Annotated in this window: 18 protein-coding genes; 14 read left to right on the top strand and 4 right to left on the bottom strand. The window is 57.7% G+C overall.

The window, feature by feature from the left end; translation table 11 throughout:
* Positions 1-55 precede the first annotated feature (55 nt).
* Together L0664_RS17265 and trpE are read left to right on the top strand one after the other, a co-directional pair.
* Positions 56-1,900: a peptidylprolyl isomerase gene (locus L0664_RS17265; RefSeq protein ID WP_268821741.1), complete on the top strand. Its 1,845-nt coding sequence runs from the start codon at positions 56-58 to the stop codon at positions 1,898-1,900.
* A 3-nt stretch (positions 1,901-1,903) separates the two neighbouring features.
* Positions 1,904-3,406 (top strand): anthranilate synthase component I, encoded by a 1,503-nt coding sequence (gene trpE, locus L0664_RS17260; RefSeq protein WP_235227142.1) that lies wholly within the window; start codon positions 1,904-1,906, stop codon positions 3,404-3,406.
* Between the two features lie 6 nt (positions 3,407-3,412).
* On the opposite strand, the gene L0664_RS17255 is transcribed toward trpE, so the two are convergent.
* Together L0664_RS17255 and L0664_RS17250 are read right to left on the bottom strand one after the other, a co-directional pair.
* Positions 3,413-3,955 (bottom strand): AAA family ATPase, encoded by a 543-nt coding sequence (locus tag L0664_RS17255; protein ID WP_235227141.1) that lies wholly within the window; start codon positions 3,953-3,955, stop codon positions 3,413-3,415.
* A gap of 41 nt (positions 3,956-3,996) precedes the next feature.
* A complete protein-coding gene (locus L0664_RS17250) occupies positions 3,997-5,544 on the bottom strand; it encodes a divergent polysaccharide deacetylase family protein (RefSeq protein WP_235227140.1) in 1,548 nt (515 codons plus the stop codon).
* A gap of 171 nt (positions 5,545-5,715) precedes the next feature.
* Here L0664_RS17250 and L0664_RS17245 point away from each other — a divergent pair, with 171 nt between their 5' ends.
* The 7 genes from L0664_RS17245 to lexA all read left to right on the top strand — a co-directional run bounded on the left by L0664_RS17245 (position 5,716) and on the right by lexA (position 11,221).
* Positions 5,716-6,297: an anthranilate synthase component II gene (locus L0664_RS17245; protein ID WP_235227139.1), complete on the top strand. Its 582-nt coding sequence runs from the start codon at positions 5,716-5,718 to the stop codon at positions 6,295-6,297.
* The gene (gene trpD / locus L0664_RS17240; RefSeq protein WP_235227138.1) at positions 6,294-7,310 is read left to right on the top strand and encodes an anthranilate phosphoribosyltransferase; all 1,017 of its coding nucleotides are present in this window, start codon (positions 6,294-6,296) and stop codon (positions 7,308-7,310) included. Before L0664_RS17245 ends, trpD begins: the two co-directional genes overlap by 4 nt.
* Positions 7,307-7,810 carry a DUF3592 domain-containing protein gene (locus L0664_RS17235; protein ID WP_235227137.1) on the top strand — a complete coding sequence of 168 codons (504 nt, stop codon included), beginning with the start codon at positions 7,307-7,309 and terminating at the stop codon, positions 7,808-7,810. The genes trpD and L0664_RS17235 overlap by 4 nt, the downstream gene beginning before the upstream one ends.
* A gap of 143 nt (positions 7,811-7,953) precedes the next feature.
* Positions 7,954-8,760 carry an indole-3-glycerol phosphate synthase TrpC gene (gene trpC, locus L0664_RS17230; RefSeq protein ID WP_235227136.1) on the top strand — a complete coding sequence of 269 codons (807 nt, stop codon included), beginning with the start codon at positions 7,954-7,956 and terminating at the stop codon, positions 8,758-8,760.
* Positions 8,760-9,236, top strand: a complete 477-nt coding sequence (moaC, locus tag L0664_RS17225) for a cyclic pyranopterin monophosphate synthase MoaC (protein ID WP_235227135.1) — start codon at positions 8,760-8,762, stop codon at positions 9,234-9,236. The genes trpC and moaC overlap by 1 nt, the downstream gene beginning before the upstream one ends.
* Positions 9,233-10,417 carry a molybdopterin molybdotransferase MoeA gene (locus L0664_RS17220; RefSeq protein WP_235227134.1) on the top strand — a complete coding sequence of 395 codons (1,185 nt, stop codon included), beginning with the start codon at positions 9,233-9,235 and terminating at the stop codon, positions 10,415-10,417. Before moaC ends, L0664_RS17220 begins: the two co-directional genes overlap by 4 nt.
* A 93-nt stretch (positions 10,418-10,510) precedes the next feature.
* Positions 10,511-11,221, top strand: coding sequence for a transcriptional repressor LexA (gene lexA, locus L0664_RS17215; RefSeq protein ID WP_235227133.1), 711 nt, complete (start codon positions 10,511-10,513; stop codon positions 11,219-11,221).
* Here lexA and L0664_RS17210 read toward each other — a convergent pair.
* Positions 11,215-13,305 carry a ComEC/Rec2 family competence protein gene (locus L0664_RS17210; protein WP_235227132.1) on the bottom strand — a complete coding sequence of 697 codons (2,091 nt, stop codon included), beginning with the start codon at positions 13,303-13,305 and terminating at the stop codon, positions 11,215-11,217. The genes lexA and L0664_RS17210 overlap by 7 nt on opposite strands.
* A gap of 109 nt (positions 13,306-13,414) precedes the next feature.
* Between L0664_RS17210 and gltX the strand changes: the two genes are divergently transcribed.
* From gltX to L0664_RS17185, 5 genes are all read left to right on the top strand, one after another.
* A complete protein-coding gene (gene gltX, locus L0664_RS17205) occupies positions 13,415-14,818 on the top strand; it encodes a glutamate--tRNA ligase (RefSeq protein ID WP_235227131.1) in 1,404 nt (467 codons plus the stop codon).
* 119 nt (positions 14,819-14,937) lie between these two features.
* Positions 14,938-16,230 (top strand): citrate synthase, encoded by a 1,293-nt coding sequence (gltA, locus tag L0664_RS17200; protein WP_235227130.1) that lies wholly within the window; start codon positions 14,938-14,940, stop codon positions 16,228-16,230.
* Between the two features lie 58 nt (positions 16,231-16,288).
* The gene (locus L0664_RS17195; RefSeq protein WP_235227129.1) at positions 16,289-16,798 is read left to right on the top strand and encodes a GNAT family N-acetyltransferase; all 510 of its coding nucleotides are present in this window, start codon (positions 16,289-16,291) and stop codon (positions 16,796-16,798) included.
* 117 nt (positions 16,799-16,915) lie between these two features.
* A complete protein-coding gene (locus L0664_RS17190) occupies positions 16,916-17,569 on the top strand; it encodes an alternative oxidase (protein ID WP_235227128.1) in 654 nt (217 codons plus the stop codon).
* Between the two features lie 102 nt (positions 17,570-17,671).
* Positions 17,672-19,030: a calcium-binding protein gene (locus tag L0664_RS17185; RefSeq protein ID WP_235227127.1), complete on the top strand. Its 1,359-nt coding sequence runs from the start codon at positions 17,672-17,674 to the stop codon at positions 19,028-19,030.
* Between the two features lie 116 nt (positions 19,031-19,146).
* Here L0664_RS17185 and L0664_RS17180 read toward each other — a convergent pair whose 3' ends face one another.
* Positions 19,147-19,923: an enoyl-CoA hydratase-related protein gene (locus L0664_RS17180; protein ID WP_235227126.1), complete on the bottom strand. Its 777-nt coding sequence runs from the start codon at positions 19,921-19,923 to the stop codon at positions 19,147-19,149.
* Between the last annotated feature and the right edge of the window lie 74 nt (positions 19,924-19,997).

Here is a 19,997-nt window from a genome sequence, read left to right as displayed (position 1 = left end):
GCCGCCCGCGACCTGCCTAGACAGGTGAAAATGCGAAAATAGGGACGCTGTTACGATGGCCAAAGGCAAGACAAAAAACTTCTTTGTTTGGATCATTATGGGTCTGCTTTTCGTGGGCCTTTTGGGCTTTGGTGCGGGTGGGCTGACGGGCACCGTGCGTTCTGTCGGAACGGTGGGCGAAAAACCGCTTTCGACCCAAGCCTATTTCGAAGAACTCCAAACGCTTATCCGCATCCGCAGCGCACAAGAAGGCCGCCAGTTGTCCTTCCCCGAAGCGGATGCACTGGGCATCCCGATCCGCGCGCTTCAATCCGCGGTGGGCCAACGTGCGTTGGACAACGAAGCCGCCGTTCTGGGCCTGTCTGTTGGCGATGGTGTTGTCAGCGAACAAGTTTTGGCCACGCCCGCCTTTCGCGGTCTGGATGGGTCGTTTGATCGTGAAACCTATCGGCAGGCCTTATCATCAAGCGGGTTGAGCGTGCGGGACTATGAAACCAGCCTGCGCGAAGGTGCGGCGCGCGCACTTGTTCAGGGCGCGGTGTTCACAGGCATTCCCGATCCTGCAACCTACGGCGAAACTGTCGCGAAATTCACCCGCGAAGGGCGCACATTCACATGGGCTCCGCTGACTGCCGCTGATGTTGAAATCATCCTGCCCGAACCATCCGAAGAAGACTTGCAGACCCACTACGATGCGAACCCTGCGATCTACACCAGCCTTGAAACACGCGCGCTACAATATGTCTGGCTGACGCCTGATATGATCCAGGATGATATGCCTGTGGATGAAGTCGCGCTCCGCGAAGAATATGAGGCGCGGATCGAAGAATACGTACAGGCTGAACGCCGCTTGATCGAACGCTTGGTCTTTTCCGATGAAGCGGCCGCACAGGCTGCGATTGAGGCGATTGAGACAGGCGAAACATCCTTCCCCGAACTGGTGGAGGATCGCGGTTTGACGCTTGAAGATGTGGATGGCGGTGACGTCACTGAGGCCCAAATGGGCGACGCTGGCCCCGCAATCTTTGCGCTTGAAACCGGCGGCGTGACAGGCCCTTTTCAAAGCGACCTTGGCCCTGCGCTGTACCGTGTGAATGCCGTTCTGGCTGCGCGCAACACAACATTCGAACAAGCGGCACCAGAACTGCGCGAAGATCAGGCCGCACAGCGCGCGATCCGCCTGATCGAAGATCAGATCGACCCGATCACGAACTTGCTGGCGGGTGGTGCTCTGCTCGAAAACGTGGCGGAGCAGACGGATATGGTGTTGGGCGAAATGGACTGGACGGCCGATATCACCGACGGCATTGCCGCCTATGCTGCCTTCCGTGATGTTGTGGCAAATCAGGACGTGGCAGATTTCCCCGAACTCCAAAGCCTTGACGACGGCGGGCTGTTTGCCGTTCAAATCCTCGAAGTCCGCGCCCCTGCTCTGATCCCGATGGATGATGTGCGCGACGACGTGATTGCCGGTTGGGAAGCACAAGAAACCGCCGCTGCCGTCATGGCCGAAGCCGAGGCAAAACAGGCGCGTCTGAACGAAGGCGTGCAAGACTTCGGGTTTATCGGACTGGATGCTGTGCAGGAAAACGGCCTGACGCGGCGCGGTTTTGTGAACGGCGCGCCGACCAATTTCCTGACCGAAGTGTTCGACATGGACATCGGGGATGTCCGCGTGTTGCCCAACGATGGCGATGCCATCATCGTGCGTTTGGATGACATCACCGGCGCTGACCCCGAGGACGATGTGTTCGCAACCGAAATGGATGCCATTGCCCAATCCGCCGCCGAAGGCATCGCGCAAGACATCTATGAGCTTTACACCCGCACCGTGCAGTTGCGCACGGAGGTGAACATCAACGACGCGGCCATCAATGCCGTGCACGCCAATTTCCGGTAGATCATGACGCCCGATTTCGAAACCTTCCGCACGGCTTATGACGCAGGCGAAAACCAGATCGTCTACACACGACTGACGGCTGATCTGGACACGCCCGTGTCCCTCATGCTCAAGCTGACGGGCGCTGGCAAACATGCGTTTCTGTTGGAATCCGTCACCGGTGGCGAAATTCGCGGGCGGTATTCGATCGTCGGCATGAAACCCGATCTGATCTGGGAATGTCACGGCACGACAAGCCGCATCAACCGCTCTGCGCGCTTTGATGAAGACGCGTTTGAAGACCAATCCGGTGATCCGTTAACCAACCTGCGCGCGCTGATCGCCGAAAGCAAAATTGACCTACCCGTCGATCTTCCGGCCGCAAGCGCGGGCCTGTTCGGCTATCTTGGCTATGACATGATCCGCCTTGTCGAACATTTGCCAAACATCAACCCCGACCCGATCGGCCTGCCCGACGCTGTCATGTTGCGCCCCTCAGTCGTGGCGGTTCTGGACGGCGTGAAGGGAGAGGTTATTTTGGTCGCCCCAGCCTACGCGACATCGGGCCTGTCTGCGAAAGCGGCCTACGCCCAAGCGGCCGAACGTGTGATGGACGCACAACGAACCCTAGAATTGCCTGTTCCAATGGCTGAACGCACCTTGGGTGATGCGGACACGCCCGCCAATCCGGTCAGCAACTTTACAAAATCAGGCTACAAGGAAGCGGTTGAAAAGGCCAAGGACTACATCCGTGCCGGTGACATCTTTCAATGTGTGCCATCACAACGCTGGACACAGACGTTTGCGGAACCGCCCTTTGCGCTGTATCGCAGCCTGCGGCGCACAAACCCGTCACCGTTCATGTTCTATTTCAACTACGGGGATTATCAGGTCATCGGCGCGTCGCCCGAAATCTTGGTCCGTGTGTTCGGATCCGAGGTGACGATCCGCCCCATCGCTGGCACCCGCCCCCGTGGCGCGACGGTCGAAGAAGACAATGCATTCGAGGCTGATTTGATGGCCGACAAGAAAGAACTGGCAGAACACCTGATGCTGCTGGATCTGGGGCGCAACGACACGGGCAAAGTGTCAAAGATCGGCACCGTGCGCCCGACAGAGCAATTCGTTGTCGAACGCTATAGCCATGTGATGCACATCGTGTCCAACGTGGTCGGTGAACTGGCGGAGGGCGAAGATGCGTTATCGGCTTTCTTCGCTGGAATGCCCGCGGGAACCGTATCAGGTGCGCCAAAAGTGCGCGCCATGGAAATCATCGATGAATTGGAACCGGAAAAGCGCGGATTGTACGGCGGTGGCTGCGGTTACTTTTCGGCGAACGGCGATATGGACATGTGCATCGCCCTGCGCACGGCGGTTCTCAAGGGGGATCAGCTGTATGTGCAGGCAGGCGGCGGCGTTGTGTATGACAGCGACCCCGAAGCCGAATACATGGAAACCGTCCACAAATCCGGCGCAATCAGGCGCGCGGCAGCTGATGCGGCCATGTTCCGGACAGGCAATTCATAAAGGCTGTTACTCAGGCGTCAGTTCTAGGGTTTCCAGGACAAACCCCACACGATCCGCGACAGAAACCTGCGGCAGTATGCATGGTTCATATCCCAGATCATCCAGCGCGGCGACCAGTCGGTCGTATTCATCACAGGCTTTGGCAAACCCGTGCTTGCGGTCCTCGTCTTGCTCAAAAATTTCGTGCCAAGGCGGTGCTATGAAAACGGTCTTTGCATAGTGGCGATGCGGGCCCAGCGTGGTGCAGTGGGATGCGCCGCTGGCTGATTGAAGCGCCACGGCAGCATCAACCAAACCCCGATCAAAAAACACCTGCCCTGTCATTCCTTCGGCTTTTTTCAGGTCGGCATGCGCCATTTCAACCGCAGCACGCGCAAAGGCATTCATATCGACCCACGGCAATGTGTGGTCCGCGCCACTGCGCGCGTTCGATATAATCCGCCGCCCGGGTTCCTTGATGGTGCTAAAACCCGCCTTCGCCAACGCTGCAAGCAACGTCGATTTACCACCGCCAGAACATCCCGTGATCAATGTGAACCGATCAGACACGTGGGCACCACCTTTGCATCAAACCTAAAAGAACACTGCGATTACTCGGCCAACAAAACCGCGCTTACGGGAACAACGGCGATCTGATCTTCCTGGTTCGCGGTTCCCCATAAGATCAGCGCGGAAATTGTATCCGGGCGCACACGGCCAATCAGCACAACACCACTTTCTTGGCGCGCACGAAACGCAGCCTGATCAACAAAACGGCGCACGACGCGGGCATCCTGATTGTCGATATCCAGATCACGAAACACCACTGCGGATGGAACCCCTGCTTGCTGTGCGGCGCGCCCGGCCATGTTCAGCCCTTGGCTGGCCGTAATAAAACCCCGCCCCTGATAAGCGAGAATATCCATCGCCTGTTCTGTCACGGCGCGGTCGGCCTGCAAACCACCTGCCCCAATGTCCAAGACCGCGATGGTTTCCGGCAAATTACTAAAGACGCTTTCGAATGTAACCTCAACATCAGACGGCAACGCGCCTTCTGGCACTTTAGCCATCACCACCACCTCAAAACCGTCCGCACGATAAGACGCCATCAGATCAGCGGCATTCGGCAATGCCGGATCAAGCGCGATAGACACTGGGAATGGCAGACCCGCCAAGGCCGCTGCGGCGGCAGACATTGACCCATCATCAATCAAAACAACTGACATCAGCGGCTTGGACCCGAAATCATCCGCATCTGCGGCGTAGTTTTGCAGTGCATTCGCGGCAGGTTGTGCCACGTCATCGCTGGCCTCATCGGTGCCGGGGCGGCGGATTGTTACGCCCGTATCACGTTCAGTCAGCAGTGTGTTCGCACCGCCCAATTGCAAACGCGGTTCTGTCGATGGGACAACGGCCGCCGCGATATCAGCAGTATTCAAGGCCAAATCTTCGGGCGGATCAGCGGGCGCATCAATCGCGGGTGCTTCGTCTTGCACAGTGTCCTGCGCCACCGCTTCGCCGATTGGGTCTGCGTTGGTGTCAATAGATGCATCCGCCCCTAAATCCACGACAAAGAAATCGTCCGTCGGTTCAGGCGTCGTTTGTTCGCCGACCTGTGGTTCATCGTCAACCACCGAAACTTCGGTGTCCGGTACGATCACGATTGTCGGTTGTGCTGGTGTTGTCGAAACCGTCAGATCAGCCTCGTTTTCGGGCGTTTGGGGGGCCAGGGCCTGCGGGTTTGGCAAAACGGGGGCGACGGGTTCAGACACCACATTGGCAGACTGGGGCGCCGGCGGGGCCTCCATCGCGCCTTCAACGCTGGTCACTTCGGGTTCATCAAGCGGATCTGTGTCCGCACGCGGGGCTTGCGCGTCTGCGGTAACCGCAACGGGGGCGGTCGGCTCTGCTTCGACAGCTTCGCCCATTGGCAATGCAGGCGCTTGGGGTTCTTGGATGCTCAGGCTACCTACGGGTGTTGATGGGCCACTGTCTGCAACATCCTCAACCGTTTCAACCGGGTCCACCATCGGCGCTTGCACCAAAGGGGCCTCTGGCGGGGTGACGCCTGCGGGCTGTTCGCTTACCACAGACACCACGCCTAACCCCAGCACGGACACCAATCCGCCCGTTAGCATTCCACCGATCAATCCACGCATACTGCTGCTGCCTTCTTCTCTCATTGTTCCCGCGACCTCTCATGGGTCGATTTGGGACCATTGCGGGCCTTGACGCACCCCCGCGCTCCGGCCCATGTATGACCCTAGTATATATGCGGCACGCCCCTGCGCGGTAGCCCCAAATTAACCTGACTGTATGGCGGCAAAACTATGCTTCTCTTGATCGATAATTACGACAGCTTCACCTACAATCTGGTGCATTACTTTGGTGAGCTTGGCGCAGATGTTGTCGTAAAACGCAACGACGCGATTGATGTACAAGAGGCAATGGGCATGGGGGCATCCGGCATCGTGCTGTCGCCCGGCCCCTGTGATCCGTCGGCCGCTGGGATTTGTCTTGCGCTGACGCAGGCCGCTGCGGAAACGAAAACACCGCTGATGGGCGTCTGCCTTGGCCACCAAACCATAGGTGAGGCGTTTGGCGGCAAAGTCGTGCGCTGCCATGAAATCGTGCACGGGAAAATGGGCACAATGCACCATACGGGCAAATCCCTGTTCGCGGGCCTGCCCTCCCCGTTTGAGGCGACGCGCTATCATTCCCTGACGGTAGAGCGCGCATCCCTACCCGACTGCCTTGAAATCACAGCAGAGCTGGAAGACGGCACGATCATGGGCCTCCAGCACCGTGAATTGCCCATGCACGGCGTGCAGTTCCACCCCGAAAGCATCAAATCAGAACACGGGCATGCAATGCTCGACAATTTCCTCAAGACACTAAAGGTCCCCGCATGAGCGACGCGCTAAAACCCCTTATCCATGCCGCCGCCGAAGGCCCGCTGACCCGCGATCAAGCCCAAGCAGCCTTTGAAATCCTGTTCAAAGGCGATGCGACCCCGTCCCAAATGGGCGGTCTGTTGATGGCCATGCGTACGCGCGGCGAAGTGGTGGATGAATATGCCGCCGCCGCCGCCGTCATGCGCGCCCATTGTTTGCCTGTTAACGCCCCCGCTAGTGCGATGGACATTGTCGGCACGGGGGGCGACGGCAAAGGCACGCTGAACATTTCCACCGCAACGGCGTTTGTCGTCGCGGGCGCGGGCGTCCCTGTGGCCAAGCACGGCAACCGCAATCTGTCGTCACTGTCTGGTGCCGCAGATGCGCTCTCTCAGATGGGCATTGACGTCATGGTCGGCCCTGACGTAGTCGAACGCGGCATCGCTGAGGCTGGCATCGGCTTTATGATGGCCCCCATGCATCATCCGGCGATCAAACACGTGATGCCCACACGCGGTGAACTTGGCACCCGCACGATTTTCAACATTCTTGGCCCACTGACCAACCCGGCAGGCGTCAAACGCCAACTCACAGGCGCATTTTCGCGCGATCTGATCCTGCCAATGGCGCAAACGTTGCAACAACTTGGGTCCGAGGCCGCATGGCTTGTCCACGGCAGCGACGGCACCGATGAGCTTACGATTACGGGCGTATCTTGGGTCGCCGCGATGTCTGGTGACATGATCACACAGCGCGAAGTCCACCCCGAAGACGCGGGCCTGCCCGTCCACCCGTTTGAGGACATCTTGGGCGGATCGCCAGCCGACAACGCCAAAGCCTTTCGCGCCCTTCTGGACGGTGAACACTCCGCCTACCGTGACGCCGTTTTGCTGAACTCCGCCGCTGCATTGCTCGTGGCGGGCAAGGTCGAAGGCCTCAAGGCCGGCGCGCGCATGGCCGCTGACAGCATCGACAGCGGTGCCGCCAAAACCGCCGTGGAAACGCTCGCCAAAATCACCCAAGGCGCGTGAACTCTTCCGGTGATCCCGATTGGGCGGCACAATTTACGTTCACCAAACGGTTCTGGCTGGGCTGCGCAATTCTGTTTATGTCCGCTGTCTTTGCAACGGTGACCGTAATCTCGGCAGGCGACGCACGACGCCTCGCCAGACATAATATCGAAATTCCCGCCACCGTACTGGATCACCGCTTTATTGCGCAAAACTCCGCGCGCGATGGCAAAGGCACCCATTTCATAACCTACTCGTTTACATGGAACAATCAGACGATCGCCAACGAACGCGCCGTGCCCCAAAACTTCCATAACAGCCATCCGGTCGGTCATTCTTGGATGATCCGCATCCACCCTGACGCGCCACGTATTCACGATCTTTATGATGGCCAAACCCGCACAACCGCCTGGGGGCATCTGGCGATCAGTCTCCTCATGGGGCTTTTCGGGCTGTTCTTCGGCCTATCAAACGGCAACCTTGCGGCCCTGCGCGCGCGCATGCGTTCAACCGCACCCTAAACCCTCTTTGGTTTCTAAATATTCCGGGGGAGGCCAAAGGCCGGGGGCAGCGCCCCGTCTTTCTTGCAAAATTCGCAGAATTTTGCGCCCCGCCCGCGGCACGCGCAATTGTCTTCCCCCCGACACAGGACTAAGTTCACCACATGGATATTTTAGACAAGATCAAAGCCTATAAGCTCGACCACATCGCGGCCTGCAAATCTGCGCGGCCCTTCTCTGAAGTTGAGGCCGACGCCCGCACTGCATCGCCGACGCGCGGCTTTGCCGAACGCCTGACCGAAGCCAGCCGCGAAGGCTATGGCCTGATCGCTGAAATCAAAAAGGCCAGCCCCTCCAAAGGTCTGATCCGCGAAGACTTCAATCCCCCCGAACTGGCCCAGGCCTACGCCGCAGGTGGCGCAACCTGCCTCAGCGTTCTGACCGATGCCCCATCATTTCAGGGGGCCGATGAATTCCTGACAGCCGCGCGCGACGCCGTTGATCTGCCCGCACTGCGCAAAGATTTCATGTATGACACTTACCAAGTCGCAGAAGCCCGCGCGCTCGGCGCCGATGCCATCCTGATCATCCTTGCCTCTGTCGAAGACACACAGGCCGCCGAACTCGAAGCCGCGGCAACCGAATGGGGCATGGATGTCCTGCTCGAAGTCCACAACGCCGAAGAACTTGAACGCGCATGTCTGTTGAAATCCCCTCTTATGGGCATCAACAACCGCAACCTTAAGACGTTTGACACAACGCTCGACACGACGCGCACCTTGTCGCGCATGGTGCCGCCGGACCGTTTGATTGTCTGTGAAAGCGGGTTGAACACGTCCGATGACCTCGCGGATATGGCACAATACGGCGCGCGCACGTTCCTGATCGGCGAAAGCCTGATGCGTCAGGATGATGTGGCGGCAGCAACACGCCAATTGCTCTCCAATCCAATGACCATGGGCGGCATGTGATGGGCGACGGCCTTAGCCATTTTGATGACGCAGGTCAGGCGCACATGGTGGATGTGTCCGACAAGGCCGTCACAGCGCGCATTGCCACAGCAGCCGCCTGGATCAAGATGACGCCCGACACACTGGCCCATGTCACCGCTGGCACCGCCAAAAAGGGTGATGTCCTCGGGATTGGACGGATTGCGGGCATCCAAGGGGCTAAAAAGACGTCAGATTTGATACCCCTGTGCCATCCCTTGCCCATTACAAAGGTCGCCGTGGATCTTGTGCCTGATACCGCCCTGCCGGGCGTGCGCATTGAAGCCACGGTCAAAACCACAGGTCAAACAGGTGTTGAGATGGAAGCGTTGACCGCCGCCAGCACCGCCGCGCTCACTGTTTACGACATGCTCAAGGCGGTTCAAAAAGACATGGAAATCGGCGGTCTGCGCGTGACGCTGAAAGATGGCGGTAAATCGGGCCGTTTCGAGGGATGATTTCCGTCGAACAGGCCCAAGCCATGTGTCTGGACTTGGTCAAGACCGGACCAACAGAAATCGTTGCGCTGCAAGACGCGTTAGGGCGGACCCTTGCCAAACCTGTCGCCGCCAAACGCGACCAGCCGCCATTCTCCGCCTCTGCCATGGATGGCTATGCCGTTGGTGATGTGGCCCATAACGATCGATTGATCGTTGTCGGGGAATCCGCGGCAGGACACGGCTGGGACGGTGAATTGCAAGCCGGACAAGCTGTGCGTATTTTCACCGGCGCCCCCGTACCACGCGGCGCAACGCGGGTGGTTATTCAGGAAAACGTCACCCGCCAAGCTGATCATATCACGCTGACAGAGCCCCTATCAGACAACATCAATATACGCCCGCAAGGCGCTGATTTCAAATCAGACTTCACTTTGAATGTGGTGCCAGAATTGACACCCGCACACCTTGCCTTAGTCGCCGCAATGAACCAGCCTCGCGTCACGGTTACGTGCCGTCCCAAGGTTGCGCTGATTTCAAACGGCGACGAATTGATGATGCTCGGCGACGATCCAAAGCCAGAACAGATCATCGCATCCAACGTCTTTGCATTGCAGGCAATGGTGCGCATAGCCGGCGGCGACGTGAACGTCCTGCCCATCGCGCCAGACACTCCAGAGGCCCTTGACCAGACCCTGCAAGATGCGGCCGATTGGGGTGCAGATATCATCGTAACCATCGGCGGCGCGTCTGTCGGGGATCATGATTTGGTCGCCCCAGCCTTGGATCGCTTTGGCGTGACGCGCAGTTTCCATAAAATCGCCATGCGCCCCGGTAAGCCTTTGATGGCGGGGGCCAAAGGTGACACCGCATTTCTTGGCCTGCCCGGAAATCCGGTGTCCGCTGTCGTATGCGGGCACTTGTTCTTGCTGCCAATGGTGCGGCGCGCCTTGGGGCAAACGGACGTCTTGCCGCCTAGCCTGATAGCCCGCTTGACCACGCCCTTGCCCGCTGGCGGACCACGCGCCCACTACATGCGCGCAAAGTTTGATGAAGACGCACAGGGCCGCGTCGTCACCGCCTTTGACAAGCAAGATAGCTCCATGCTGACCGTTCTGGCAGATGCAAACTGCCTGCTGTTGCGCCCGATTGGCGACAGCGCCAAACAGGCAGGTGATCGCGTTACCATCTATCCCGTTTAGGCTATGTTCCCCATTTACCCCTCGGAACATATTGACACAAAACAAGAACACATCTAGAACATCCCTAACGAAAACCGTTGAGGGAGAGGGCTCATGCTCACCAAGAAGCAACTTGATCTGCTGGAATTCATTCACAAACGGGTGCAGCGCGACGGTGTGCCGCCCAGCTTTGATGAAATGAAAGAAGCCCTTGATCTGCGGTCAAAATCCGGCATCCACCGCCTGATCACAGCGCTTGAAGAACGCGGATTCATCCGCCGTCTTGCGCACCGTGCCCGTGCTTTGGAAATCGTGAAATTGCCTGACGCGTTGGAAGCCAAACTTGGCGGCGCCCCTGCCGCATCAGGGTTTAGCCCGCGCGTGATTGACGGGGATCGCCCTGACAGCCGCCCGCCCGCCGCACAAGACCTGTCCACCAGCGGTGCAATTGAGCTGCCCGTCATGGGCCGTATTGCTGCCGGTGTACCCATCGCCGCCATTTCCGAAGTCAGCCACAATGTTACCGTTCCGGCCTCAATGGTTGGTCAGGGCGATCACTACGCGCTCGAGGTGAAAGGCGATTCCATGATCGACGCGGGCATCAATGACGGTGACGTCGTGATCATCCGTGAAAGCCAGACAGCGGACAATGGTGATATCGTCGTGGCCTTGGTCGAAGACGCCGAAGCCACGCTGAAACGCTATCGCCGCAATGGCAGCGCCATCGCACTTGAGGCTGCAAACCCAGCCTATGAAACACGTCTGTTTCGCGATGATCAGGTCAAGGTACAGGGCCGTTTGGTCGGGCTGATCCGGTCTTATTGAATAGTGGTGGCGTTTGCGATTAGGGTCGCAAACGCCCCTTCCCGTCTGCGCACCGCTTCTGTGTTCCACAAACGGTCCCCCGTTCGGTCACGCACACTTTCAAATATCAGCGTTCCGTCTTCAATCCGCCCAGCCAGCGCGCCTGTGGTGCGCAACCGGTTGATATCGTAGACATCGCAGCCTGACAGCGCCCGCATCTCTTGATTGGTGATCACAATATCCGCGCCGCCGCAGCCTGCAAACCCCGCCAGCGCCGTAGCCCCGCGCACATTTGCGATCACGGCACCACCCGCTTCGGCCCAAACGACACGCCCGTTTTCAACCAATCCAGCCCGATGGTATGCAACGTCTTGGGGCACAGGCGCGCCATCATTTTCAAGCCATGTTCCGGCGGCAAAGGATTCCCCGCGCTCTTTTGAAACGTCGCGGCCTGTTTCGGTCAAAAGCCCGATCAACGACCCGGAGTCAGCCACCAACACCGCAGGACGATCGGCCACTTGCCACAATGCAAATCCCGCAATCAAAGGCACAAGGCCAACCCAACGCACGCCGCCGCGCCACACAACGGCAAAAACACCGCCGAGCGCGATAAGCCCCAGCACTTCGGGACCCGGTGTCACAACGTGCCGTAACGCGCCGTCCATATCGGCCACAAAATGGGCAACGGCCAAAATCCAGCGCAGGCCGAGGTCCATGGCCCAAAGGCCCAACATCTGCGCGCCAAGGGGCGCAAGCACCGCCGCCAGAACCGCAGCCGGCATCACAAGGGTTCCCATCAAAGGCACCGAAAGCAAATTCGCGATCAACCCGAACTGGGACACCTGATTGAAATGAAAAGCGGCAAAGGGCGCAGTCGCGAGCCCCGCGACAAGGGATGACATGAACACGGCCCCGACAGGGCGAAGCCAGCGAGGCACCCAAGCAACATCCGCCCCCCGCATCGCCCCAAACACCGCCACAAGGGCCGTTGTTGCGGCGAATGACATCTGGAAACCGGGGCCAAACAACGCCTCAGGGCGCAAAGTCAGAACGATAAGGGCGGCAATAGCGACCGCGCGCAATGTCAAAGCACGACGATCAAACAACACGGCCACCAGCATCACCGCAACCATCACAAAAGCGCGTTCGGTCGAAATTGATCCCCCCGACAGTGCAAGATATCCGGCAGCAACGCACAGCGCCCCGATGGCCGCAATTTTCTTGACGGGCCAGCGCAACGCCGCATAGGGCCACAACGCCAAGCCATATCGAAACGCCGCAAAAACAAAGGCTGCCAAGATGCCCATGTGCATGCCAGAAATCGCCAAAAGATGCGCAAGATTGGACGCACGAAGCGCATCAAGGCTGTCACGTCCCATCGCGGATCTGTCGCCCGTCATAATGGCGGCGGCAAAGGCACCGGATTCACCCGGCAGACGCGATTGCACCCCCGAACTGATCGCAACACGCTGGCGATACACCCACAACCCAGCAGCCCCATCCGCAGCGACAGCCCCCAACACAACCGGATTGCGCGTATACCCGACGGCCCCCAACCCTTCGAACCATGCCATGCGCTGAAAATCAAAACCACCCGGTTCAACGGGACCGGAGGGGGGTGACAAATGCCCTGTCATCAACACAACCTGCCCCGGTTCCGGTGTGATGTAGCCCTGATCGCCATGAAGCGACACGCGCACCGTTGCCGGCGTGCGTTGCCCTTCCATTCGGGCCAGTACCACGCGATCGAGCGTCAGGCGCACTGCGTCAGACTGCGACCGATCAATTTCGATAATCCGTCCTTCGATTGGTCCGTAATACCGAAATCCAAGCACAGGTTCGGCCACCATGTTCGCGCGCACACCAGCCAATCCGAACCCGACCAACACCAGTGATATGGCGACGATCCAGATGCGGATGACATCAGGAAGCCACCTCTGTGCACCAATCCCCAATAGGCCGACACACAAAAGCACCGCGCACAGATCCAAATTCGGTTCTTGATCCAGCGCAAAGTAGATCGAGATGCCAACAGCCAGCAGGACGGGCGCCCAGCCGAACAAATGCCCGCGTTGGGCTGTTACTTGCGCCCAAAGGCCCTGCACTTGCGATCCCGCTCCGCTGTTAGTATTCCCCGCCCAAAGCCGCACACATTCGCATGGCCCGACGCGGGTAATCTTAACGAATTGGTGGTTAGCAAAAGGTTAATTTCCCATGTCCAACACTCCCGTCGTCACCCGTTTCGCCCCATCGCCCACTGGCGCCTTGCACATCGGCAGCGCACGTACTGCGTTGTTTAACTGGCTTTATGCCCGCGCCAACGGCGGCACGTTCCTGTTGCGCATTGAGGACACGGATAAAGCGCGATCTTCGGATGAAAACACACAAGCCATTCTTGACGGGTTAACGTGGCTGGGCCTTGAGTGGGACGGCGCGCCGATTTCACAAGCCGCCAACGCAGATCGTCACGCCGACGTGGCCCATCAAATGCTGGCCGATGGCACTGCCTACAAATGCTTTTCGACCCAGGACGAGATTGAGGCGTTTCGCGAAGACGCGCGTGCCAACAAAACCTCGACGCTGTTCCGCTCACCTTGGCGCGACGTGGCTGAGGCGGATCAGCCTGATTTGCCGTTCGTTGTGCGTGTGAAGGCGCCGCGCGACGGGTCCACGACCCTTACTGACCGCGTACAAGGTGATGTGACGTGGCAGAACGATCAGCTCGATGATATGATCCTACTGCGCAGTGATGGCACACCTGTTTATATGCTCGCGGTGGTGGTGGATGATCACGATATGGGCGTGACCCATGTGGTGCGCGGCGACGATCACCTTGCCAACGCGTTTCGCCAGAACATGATTTATGACGCCATGGGATGGGACAAACCTATCCTCGCCCATATTCCGCTGATTTTCGGCCCCGACGGCAAGAAACTGTCAAAACGTCACGGCGCGACCGGCGCTGCGGAATATCAGGCGATGGGATACCCTGCGGCGGGCATGCGGAATTATCTGACCCGTTTGGGCTGGTCGCACGGCGATGATGAATTTTTCACCGACGCACAGGCGCTTGAATGGTTTGATCTGGACGGGATCGGCAAAAGCCCGGCCCGCTTTGACACCAAAAAACTCGAAAACATTTGCGGCCAACACATTGCCATCACCGATGATGCGGCGCTGCGGCATGAAATTGCGGCATTTCTGACGGCAACCGGTGCGCCTGCCTTAACGTCACACCAAAGTGACGGTTTGTTGGCGGCCATGCCAAGCTTGAAAGAACGTTCAAAGACCTTTCCTGAACTCCTTGAAAAGGCTTACTTTGTTCTCACCTCCCGTCCGATCACGCCGGATGAAAAATCAGTCAAGATGCTGGACGATGTACACAAAAGTATACTGTCAGAATTGACGCCGCAGCTGCAAACTGTTAGCTGGTCGCGAGAAGATCTGGAAGGGATCGTGGGCGCCCTCGCGACAGCCCATGACACCAAACTCGGCAAACTTGCAGGACCGCTTCGGGCGGCTTTGGCGGGGCGCTCGGTGTCTCCATCCGTCTTTGATATGATGCTGGTGCTTGGCCGCGATGAAACAATCGCGCGGATCAACGACGCCGCTGCCTGAACATCGGGCTAAATGCGGGCTGAAACACTTTGGTTACTTTTGACAGGTAACCGACGTCAGACCGGAAAACCGACAACGCGGCGCAGCACTCGCGCACGCGGACCTAGAAAGGGAACGATATGGCTGACACGAAAACTGCGACGCTGACGATTGATGGCAAGAGCTACGAATTGCCGATGCATTCGCCCACCGCGGGACCGGACGTGATCGATATTCGCAAACTCTATGGTCAGGCTGGCGTGTTCACCTACGACCCGGGTTTCACATCCACGGCCGCATGCGATAGCACAATTACGTTTATTGACGGCGACAAGGGTGAACTGCTGCACCGTGGCTATCCGATTGATCAATTGGCGGGCAAATCCCACTATCTTGAGGTCTGTTTTGCCCTTTTGTACGGCGAACTCCCCTCAGCTGAGGAGCTTGAAAAGTTCGAAAACCTCGTGACGAACCACACGATGATTCACGAACAGATGCACAATTTCTTCCGTGGTTTCCGCCGCGATGCGCACCCGATGGCAACAATGGTCGGTGTTGTTGGTGCGATGTCCGCATTTTACCACGATTCAACAGACATCACCGATGCGCACCAGCGCGAAGTGGCGTCGATCCGCCTGATCGCCAAGATGCCGACGATTGCGGCGATGGCGTATAAATATTCCATCGGCCAGCCCTTTGTATACCCACGCAACGATCTGGACTACGCGTCAAACTTCCTAAACATGTGTTTCTCTGTGCCCGCGCAAGATTACCACGTGAACCCGATCCTCGCGCGCGCGATGGACCGTATTTTCACGCTGCATGCGGATCATGAACAAAACGCATCCACATCGACTGTGCGTCTTGCGTCGTCTTCCGGTGCGAACCCGTTTGCCTGTATTGCCGCTGGTATCGCATGTCTTTGGGGCCCTGCCCACGGCGGCGCCAACCAAGCCTGCCTTGAGATGCTGAAAGAAATCGGCAACGTTGATCGCATTCCTGAATTCATCGCCCGTGCGAAAGACAAGAACGACGATTACCGCCTGATGGGTTTTGGCCACCGCGTTTACAAAAACTTCGACCCGCGCGCGACAGTGATGAAACAATCTGCGGATGAGGTTCTTGAACTGCTCGGCGTAGACGACAATCCATTGTTGCAGGTCGCGATGGAGCTTGAGAAACAAGCGCTCGCCGATCCGTATTTCGCTGAGAAAAAGCTGTTCCCGAACGTTGATTTCTATTCCGGCATCATTCTTGAGGCCATGGGATTCCCCACATCCATGTTCACACCGATCTTTGCAATGGCGCGCACCGTGGGCTGGATTTCCCAATGGAAAGAACAGCTTGACGATCCGCAGCTTAAAATTGGTCGGCCACGTCAGCTCTACCAAGGCCCGACATCACGTGACTACGTCAACATCGAAAATCGCTAATTTCGGCTAGACGACACAGAAAAAGGCTTCCAAGATTGATCTTGGGAGCCTTTTTTTAATGCTAAAAACCCAACGCCTGATCCTGCGCGGCCCACGCGCCGATGACCTTGACGATATGTTCGCGCTGTTTTCAGATCCGCGCGTTATGCGGTATTGGTCTACCCCCGTGCACAAAAACCGCGATGTCACCGCCGACATGCTGAAATGGCGGATCAAGAATTGGCCCGACTGGCCCCATTATTTTCAGATCGAACATGAGGGCCGCGTCGTGGGCAGCGCCGGAAATCATCGCAGCACCGAAATAGGGTTCATGCTGTCGCCAGACCACTGGCGCAAGGGCATCATCACAGAGGCGATGAGTGCGATCATTCCACACCTTTGGGACACGACGGATCACGACGAACTGACCGCAGATGCGGACCCCTTGAACGCCGCATCAATCGGTCTTTTGACGTCGCTCGGGTTCGTGGAGACACACCGCGCCAAAAAGACATTTTTCATCAATGGTGTCTGGTCTGACAGCGTTTATTTCTCCCTGCCCAGACCCCTTCAAGTACCCGCAAAATAAAGGCTTTCGGCATACAATTGCATGCGAAAAACCGTTCAAAATGCCGCAGGTGTCGCACCCTAAAAACCCGCCCAAAACCCCCTATTTGTGAATCAACACAGCAAAGGGTCGAAACCAATGAAACAGACATCCGATTTCAACACAAACGAAGCAGAATTCGCGCCAGTGCACCACGTGCCCGCCGATTGGCGCGACCGTTTGGCATTTCGTGTGGTCAAATTGATGCGCACCGTTCCGGACATGTTTTTTGCAAAGCGATATGGCCACCGCGCCGTGGTATTGGAAACCGTCGCCGCTGTGCCAGGAATGGTGGGCGGGCTGTTGCAGCACCTTAAGGCGATCCGCCACATCCGCGACGATCAAGGCTGGATCAAAGAACTGATTGAAGAAGCGGACAATGAACGCATGCACCTCATGACGTTCATCCACATCGCCCAACCCAGCCGGTTTGAACGGTTCTTGATCATGGCCGTGCAGCTTATCTTTTATAACTTCTACTTCTTCTTGTACCTTCTTGCACCGCGCGTCGCGCACCGTCTGGTCGGCTATCTTGAGGAAGAAGCGGTGACCTCCTACACACAATACCTCGCCGAGATCGACGCAGGTAAAATCGAAAATATCGAAGCGCCCGACATCGCCAAAGAATATTGGAACTTGCCCGATGACGCCCGTTTGCGCGATGTTGTGCTTGTCATTCGCGCCGACGAAGCGGCCCACCGCGACACCAATCACACGTTCGCAAATGCCATCGTTGAGCGCTCCGCACCCTAGGTTTCCAAAGCAGAAACAAATTGTTTCTCAATTGCTAAAGACAACCCCGAGCCAAATAGATACAGTTTGTTAAGTATTTGTTTTGTCTCGGGGGAGATTACCATGGAAATTATCTTAGCATTATTGTTCAGCCTCGGCTTGGGCTCATTTTTTAACAGCGACACCGATCAACTGCCGGACGACGCTGAAGAACCTATTGATCCAGACGAACCCGTTGATCCGGTAGATCCCGTTGACCCTATTGATCCGGTGGACCCAGTTGATCCGGTGGACCCAGTTGATCCTGTAGACCCCGTTGATCCAGTTGACCCGATTGACCCAGTCGATCCGGTGGATCCAGTTGATCCGGTTGACCCGACAGACCCAACCATGGGTACAGACGGCGATGACACCGTTGTCCTTGGCAACGGCGCAGACACCTATGATGGCGGCGCGGGCAATGACAGCATCGATGGTGGCGCGGGCTTTGATGTCTTGTCAGGTGGCGATGGCCGTGACGAGATCGAAGGCGGCCTCGGCAAAGATGAGATTTACGGCGGCGACGGTTATGACACCCTGTCAGGTGGCGGCTGGAACGACACGATCTATGGCGGTGACGGCTTTGACGACATCGACGGCGGATCAAGCAACGACATCCTGAACGGCAACAACGGCAAAGACCTGATCGAAGGTGGCACCGGAAATGACGTTCTGAATGGCGGGTCTTGGGTTGACGGATTGTTTGGCGGCGAAGGCAATGACACCTTGCGCGGCGGTAACAGCAATGACCTCGTGAGCGGCGACGCAGGCAACGACCTTGCGCGCGGTGGCGACGGCAGTGACATCGTCCTTGGTGGCGCTGGTGCTGACTCTGTCTTTGGTGGTGACGGCAACGACATCATTGCTGGCTCTGCACTGTTCAACCGTGAACTTGACGTCGAAGATTACGTGGCTCTGCGTGCCGACGATCTGCCAAACGACGAAGACGGCGATCCGTTCTTTGCCGATTGGGGCCTGTCCGGTGAAGATACCGACACCGACGGCGACCTATTGTCTGGTGGCAACGGCGACGACACGATCTTTATTGGCAACAACGACGTCGCACGTGGCGGCGATGGCGACGACGAGTTTGTTGTTGGCGACTGGATCGAAGATGGTTCCGCCTCTGAAATCACAGACTTTGACAGTTCCGAAGACGTGATCCTTGTGGCTCTCACAGCTGAAAACGCTGACGCAGAGGTCACAACATCCGTGACCGATGAAGGCATCGGTCAGATCTTCATCGATGGTGTTTTGGTGTCGTCCGTGCGCGGTGATTTTGACAATAATGACGGCTTCGACGCTGACGTTATCACAGCCACCTACGACCCCTTGGACGCACCTGCCACCGATCCGGTAGACCCTGCGCCAGTTGACCCGGCCCCGGCGGATCCTGCTCCGGTTGATCCGGCACCAGCCGATCCGATTCCGGTCACAGGATAAAACCCCAACGCCTCGCCCAACAGGCGAGGCGTTGATACCAGATGAAAAACGCCACCTGTTTTCGAACAGGTGGCGTTTTGCGTTAGATCTAAGCGGCTTGCACCAAAGACGAAGGTTTAGCGGCCTTCGTACTTCGCGGGGCGCTTTTCCAGAAACGCGAGAACACCTTCTTGGAAATCGCGGGTCTTGCCGCATTCCCCCTGAAGCCGCGCCTCAGTGGCAAGCTGTTGGTCCAGCGTGGCTTCAAATGACCCACGCATCGCCGTTTTCACCCGTTGATAGGCCGCTGTTGGACCGCCAGCCAGATGCAGCGCACGTGCCGCGACATGGGTGTCGAATGTCTTGATCGGCACGGCTTCGTAGATCATGCCCCAATCCGCTGCTTGGCGTCCTGTAATCTTATCGCCAAACAGGGCCGCGCCCATGGCCTTGGCTGCTCCCATCTGACGGGGCAGAAAATACGTGCCCCCCGCATCCGGGATCAAACCGATCCGCGTAAACGCTTGGATGAAGTACGCTTCTTCAGCGGCGATCACAACGTCCGCCGCAAGCGCAAGGTTCGCCCCTGCCCCGGCAGCCGCACCATGCACGGCCGAAATCGTCGGGATCTTACAATCAGATATCGCCTTGAGCATCGGCACGTATTCGTCGCGCAACGTGCGTTCCAGATCGAGGTTCGTTGCGTTGCCGCTGTCGCCCAAATCCTGACCGGAACAAAACGCATCCCCTGCACCGCCGATCACCAAAACCCGCGCGTCCCGTTCTGCAGCCTTCACAGCATGGGTGATTTCTGCACGCATTTGTACGTTCAATGCGTTCTTCAGATTGGGTCGGTTCAGCGTGAGCGTCGCCACATCGTTGGCAATTTCAAATCGGATGGCGGAATAGTCCATGGGGCGTCCTTTGCAATGCGTTGGAGTCAACTTACTAAACAAACCAGTTTAGAAAAGCCCAAACGCCGCGTCAG

The sequence above is a fragment of the Octadecabacter dasysiphoniae genome, assembly GCF_021532615.1.
GTDB lineage: Bacteria > Pseudomonadota > Alphaproteobacteria > Rhodobacterales > Rhodobacteraceae > Octadecabacter > Octadecabacter dasysiphoniae.
This window is presented reverse-complemented; position numbering and strand designations above follow the sequence as displayed.

Bases quoted from the DNA above. Each gene is read 5' to 3' on its own strand.
- L0664_RS17265 (WP_268821741.1), top strand. From the start codon at position 56: ATGGCCAAAGGCAAGACAAAAAACTTCTTTGTTTGGATCATTATGGGT.
- trpE (WP_235227142.1), top strand. From the start codon at position 1,904: ATGACGCCCGATTTCGAAACCTTCCGCACGGCTTATGACGCAGGCGAA.
- L0664_RS17250 (WP_235227140.1), bottom strand. From the start codon at position 5,544: ATGCGTGGATTGATCGGTGGAATGCTAACGGGCGGATTGGTGTCCGTG.
- L0664_RS17245 (WP_235227139.1), top strand. From the start codon at position 5,716: ATGCTTCTCTTGATCGATAATTACGACAGCTTCACCTACAATCTGGTG.
- trpD (WP_235227138.1), top strand. From the start codon at position 6,294: ATGAGCGACGCGCTAAAACCCCTTATCCATGCCGCCGCCGAAGGCCCG.
- trpC (WP_235227136.1), top strand. From the start codon at position 7,954: ATGGATATTTTAGACAAGATCAAAGCCTATAAGCTCGACCACATCGCG.
- moaC (WP_235227135.1), top strand. From the start codon at position 8,760: ATGGGCGACGGCCTTAGCCATTTTGATGACGCAGGTCAGGCGCACATG.
- L0664_RS17220 (WP_235227134.1), top strand. From the start codon at position 9,233: ATGATTTCCGTCGAACAGGCCCAAGCCATGTGTCTGGACTTGGTCAAG.
- lexA (WP_235227133.1), top strand. From the start codon at position 10,511: ATGCTCACCAAGAAGCAACTTGATCTGCTGGAATTCATTCACAAACGG.
- gltX (WP_235227131.1), top strand. From the start codon at position 13,415: ATGTCCAACACTCCCGTCGTCACCCGTTTCGCCCCATCGCCCACTGGC.
- gltA (WP_235227130.1), top strand. From the start codon at position 14,938: ATGGCTGACACGAAAACTGCGACGCTGACGATTGATGGCAAGAGCTAC.
- L0664_RS17195 (WP_235227129.1), top strand. From the start codon at position 16,289: ATGCTAAAAACCCAACGCCTGATCCTGCGCGGCCCACGCGCCGATGAC.
- L0664_RS17190 (WP_235227128.1), top strand. From the start codon at position 16,916: ATGAAACAGACATCCGATTTCAACACAAACGAAGCAGAATTCGCGCCA.
- L0664_RS17185 (WP_235227127.1), top strand. From the start codon at position 17,672: ATGGAAATTATCTTAGCATTATTGTTCAGCCTCGGCTTGGGCTCATTT.
- L0664_RS17180 (WP_235227126.1), bottom strand. From the start codon at position 19,923: ATGGACTATTCCGCCATCCGATTTGAAATTGCCAACGATGTGGCGACG.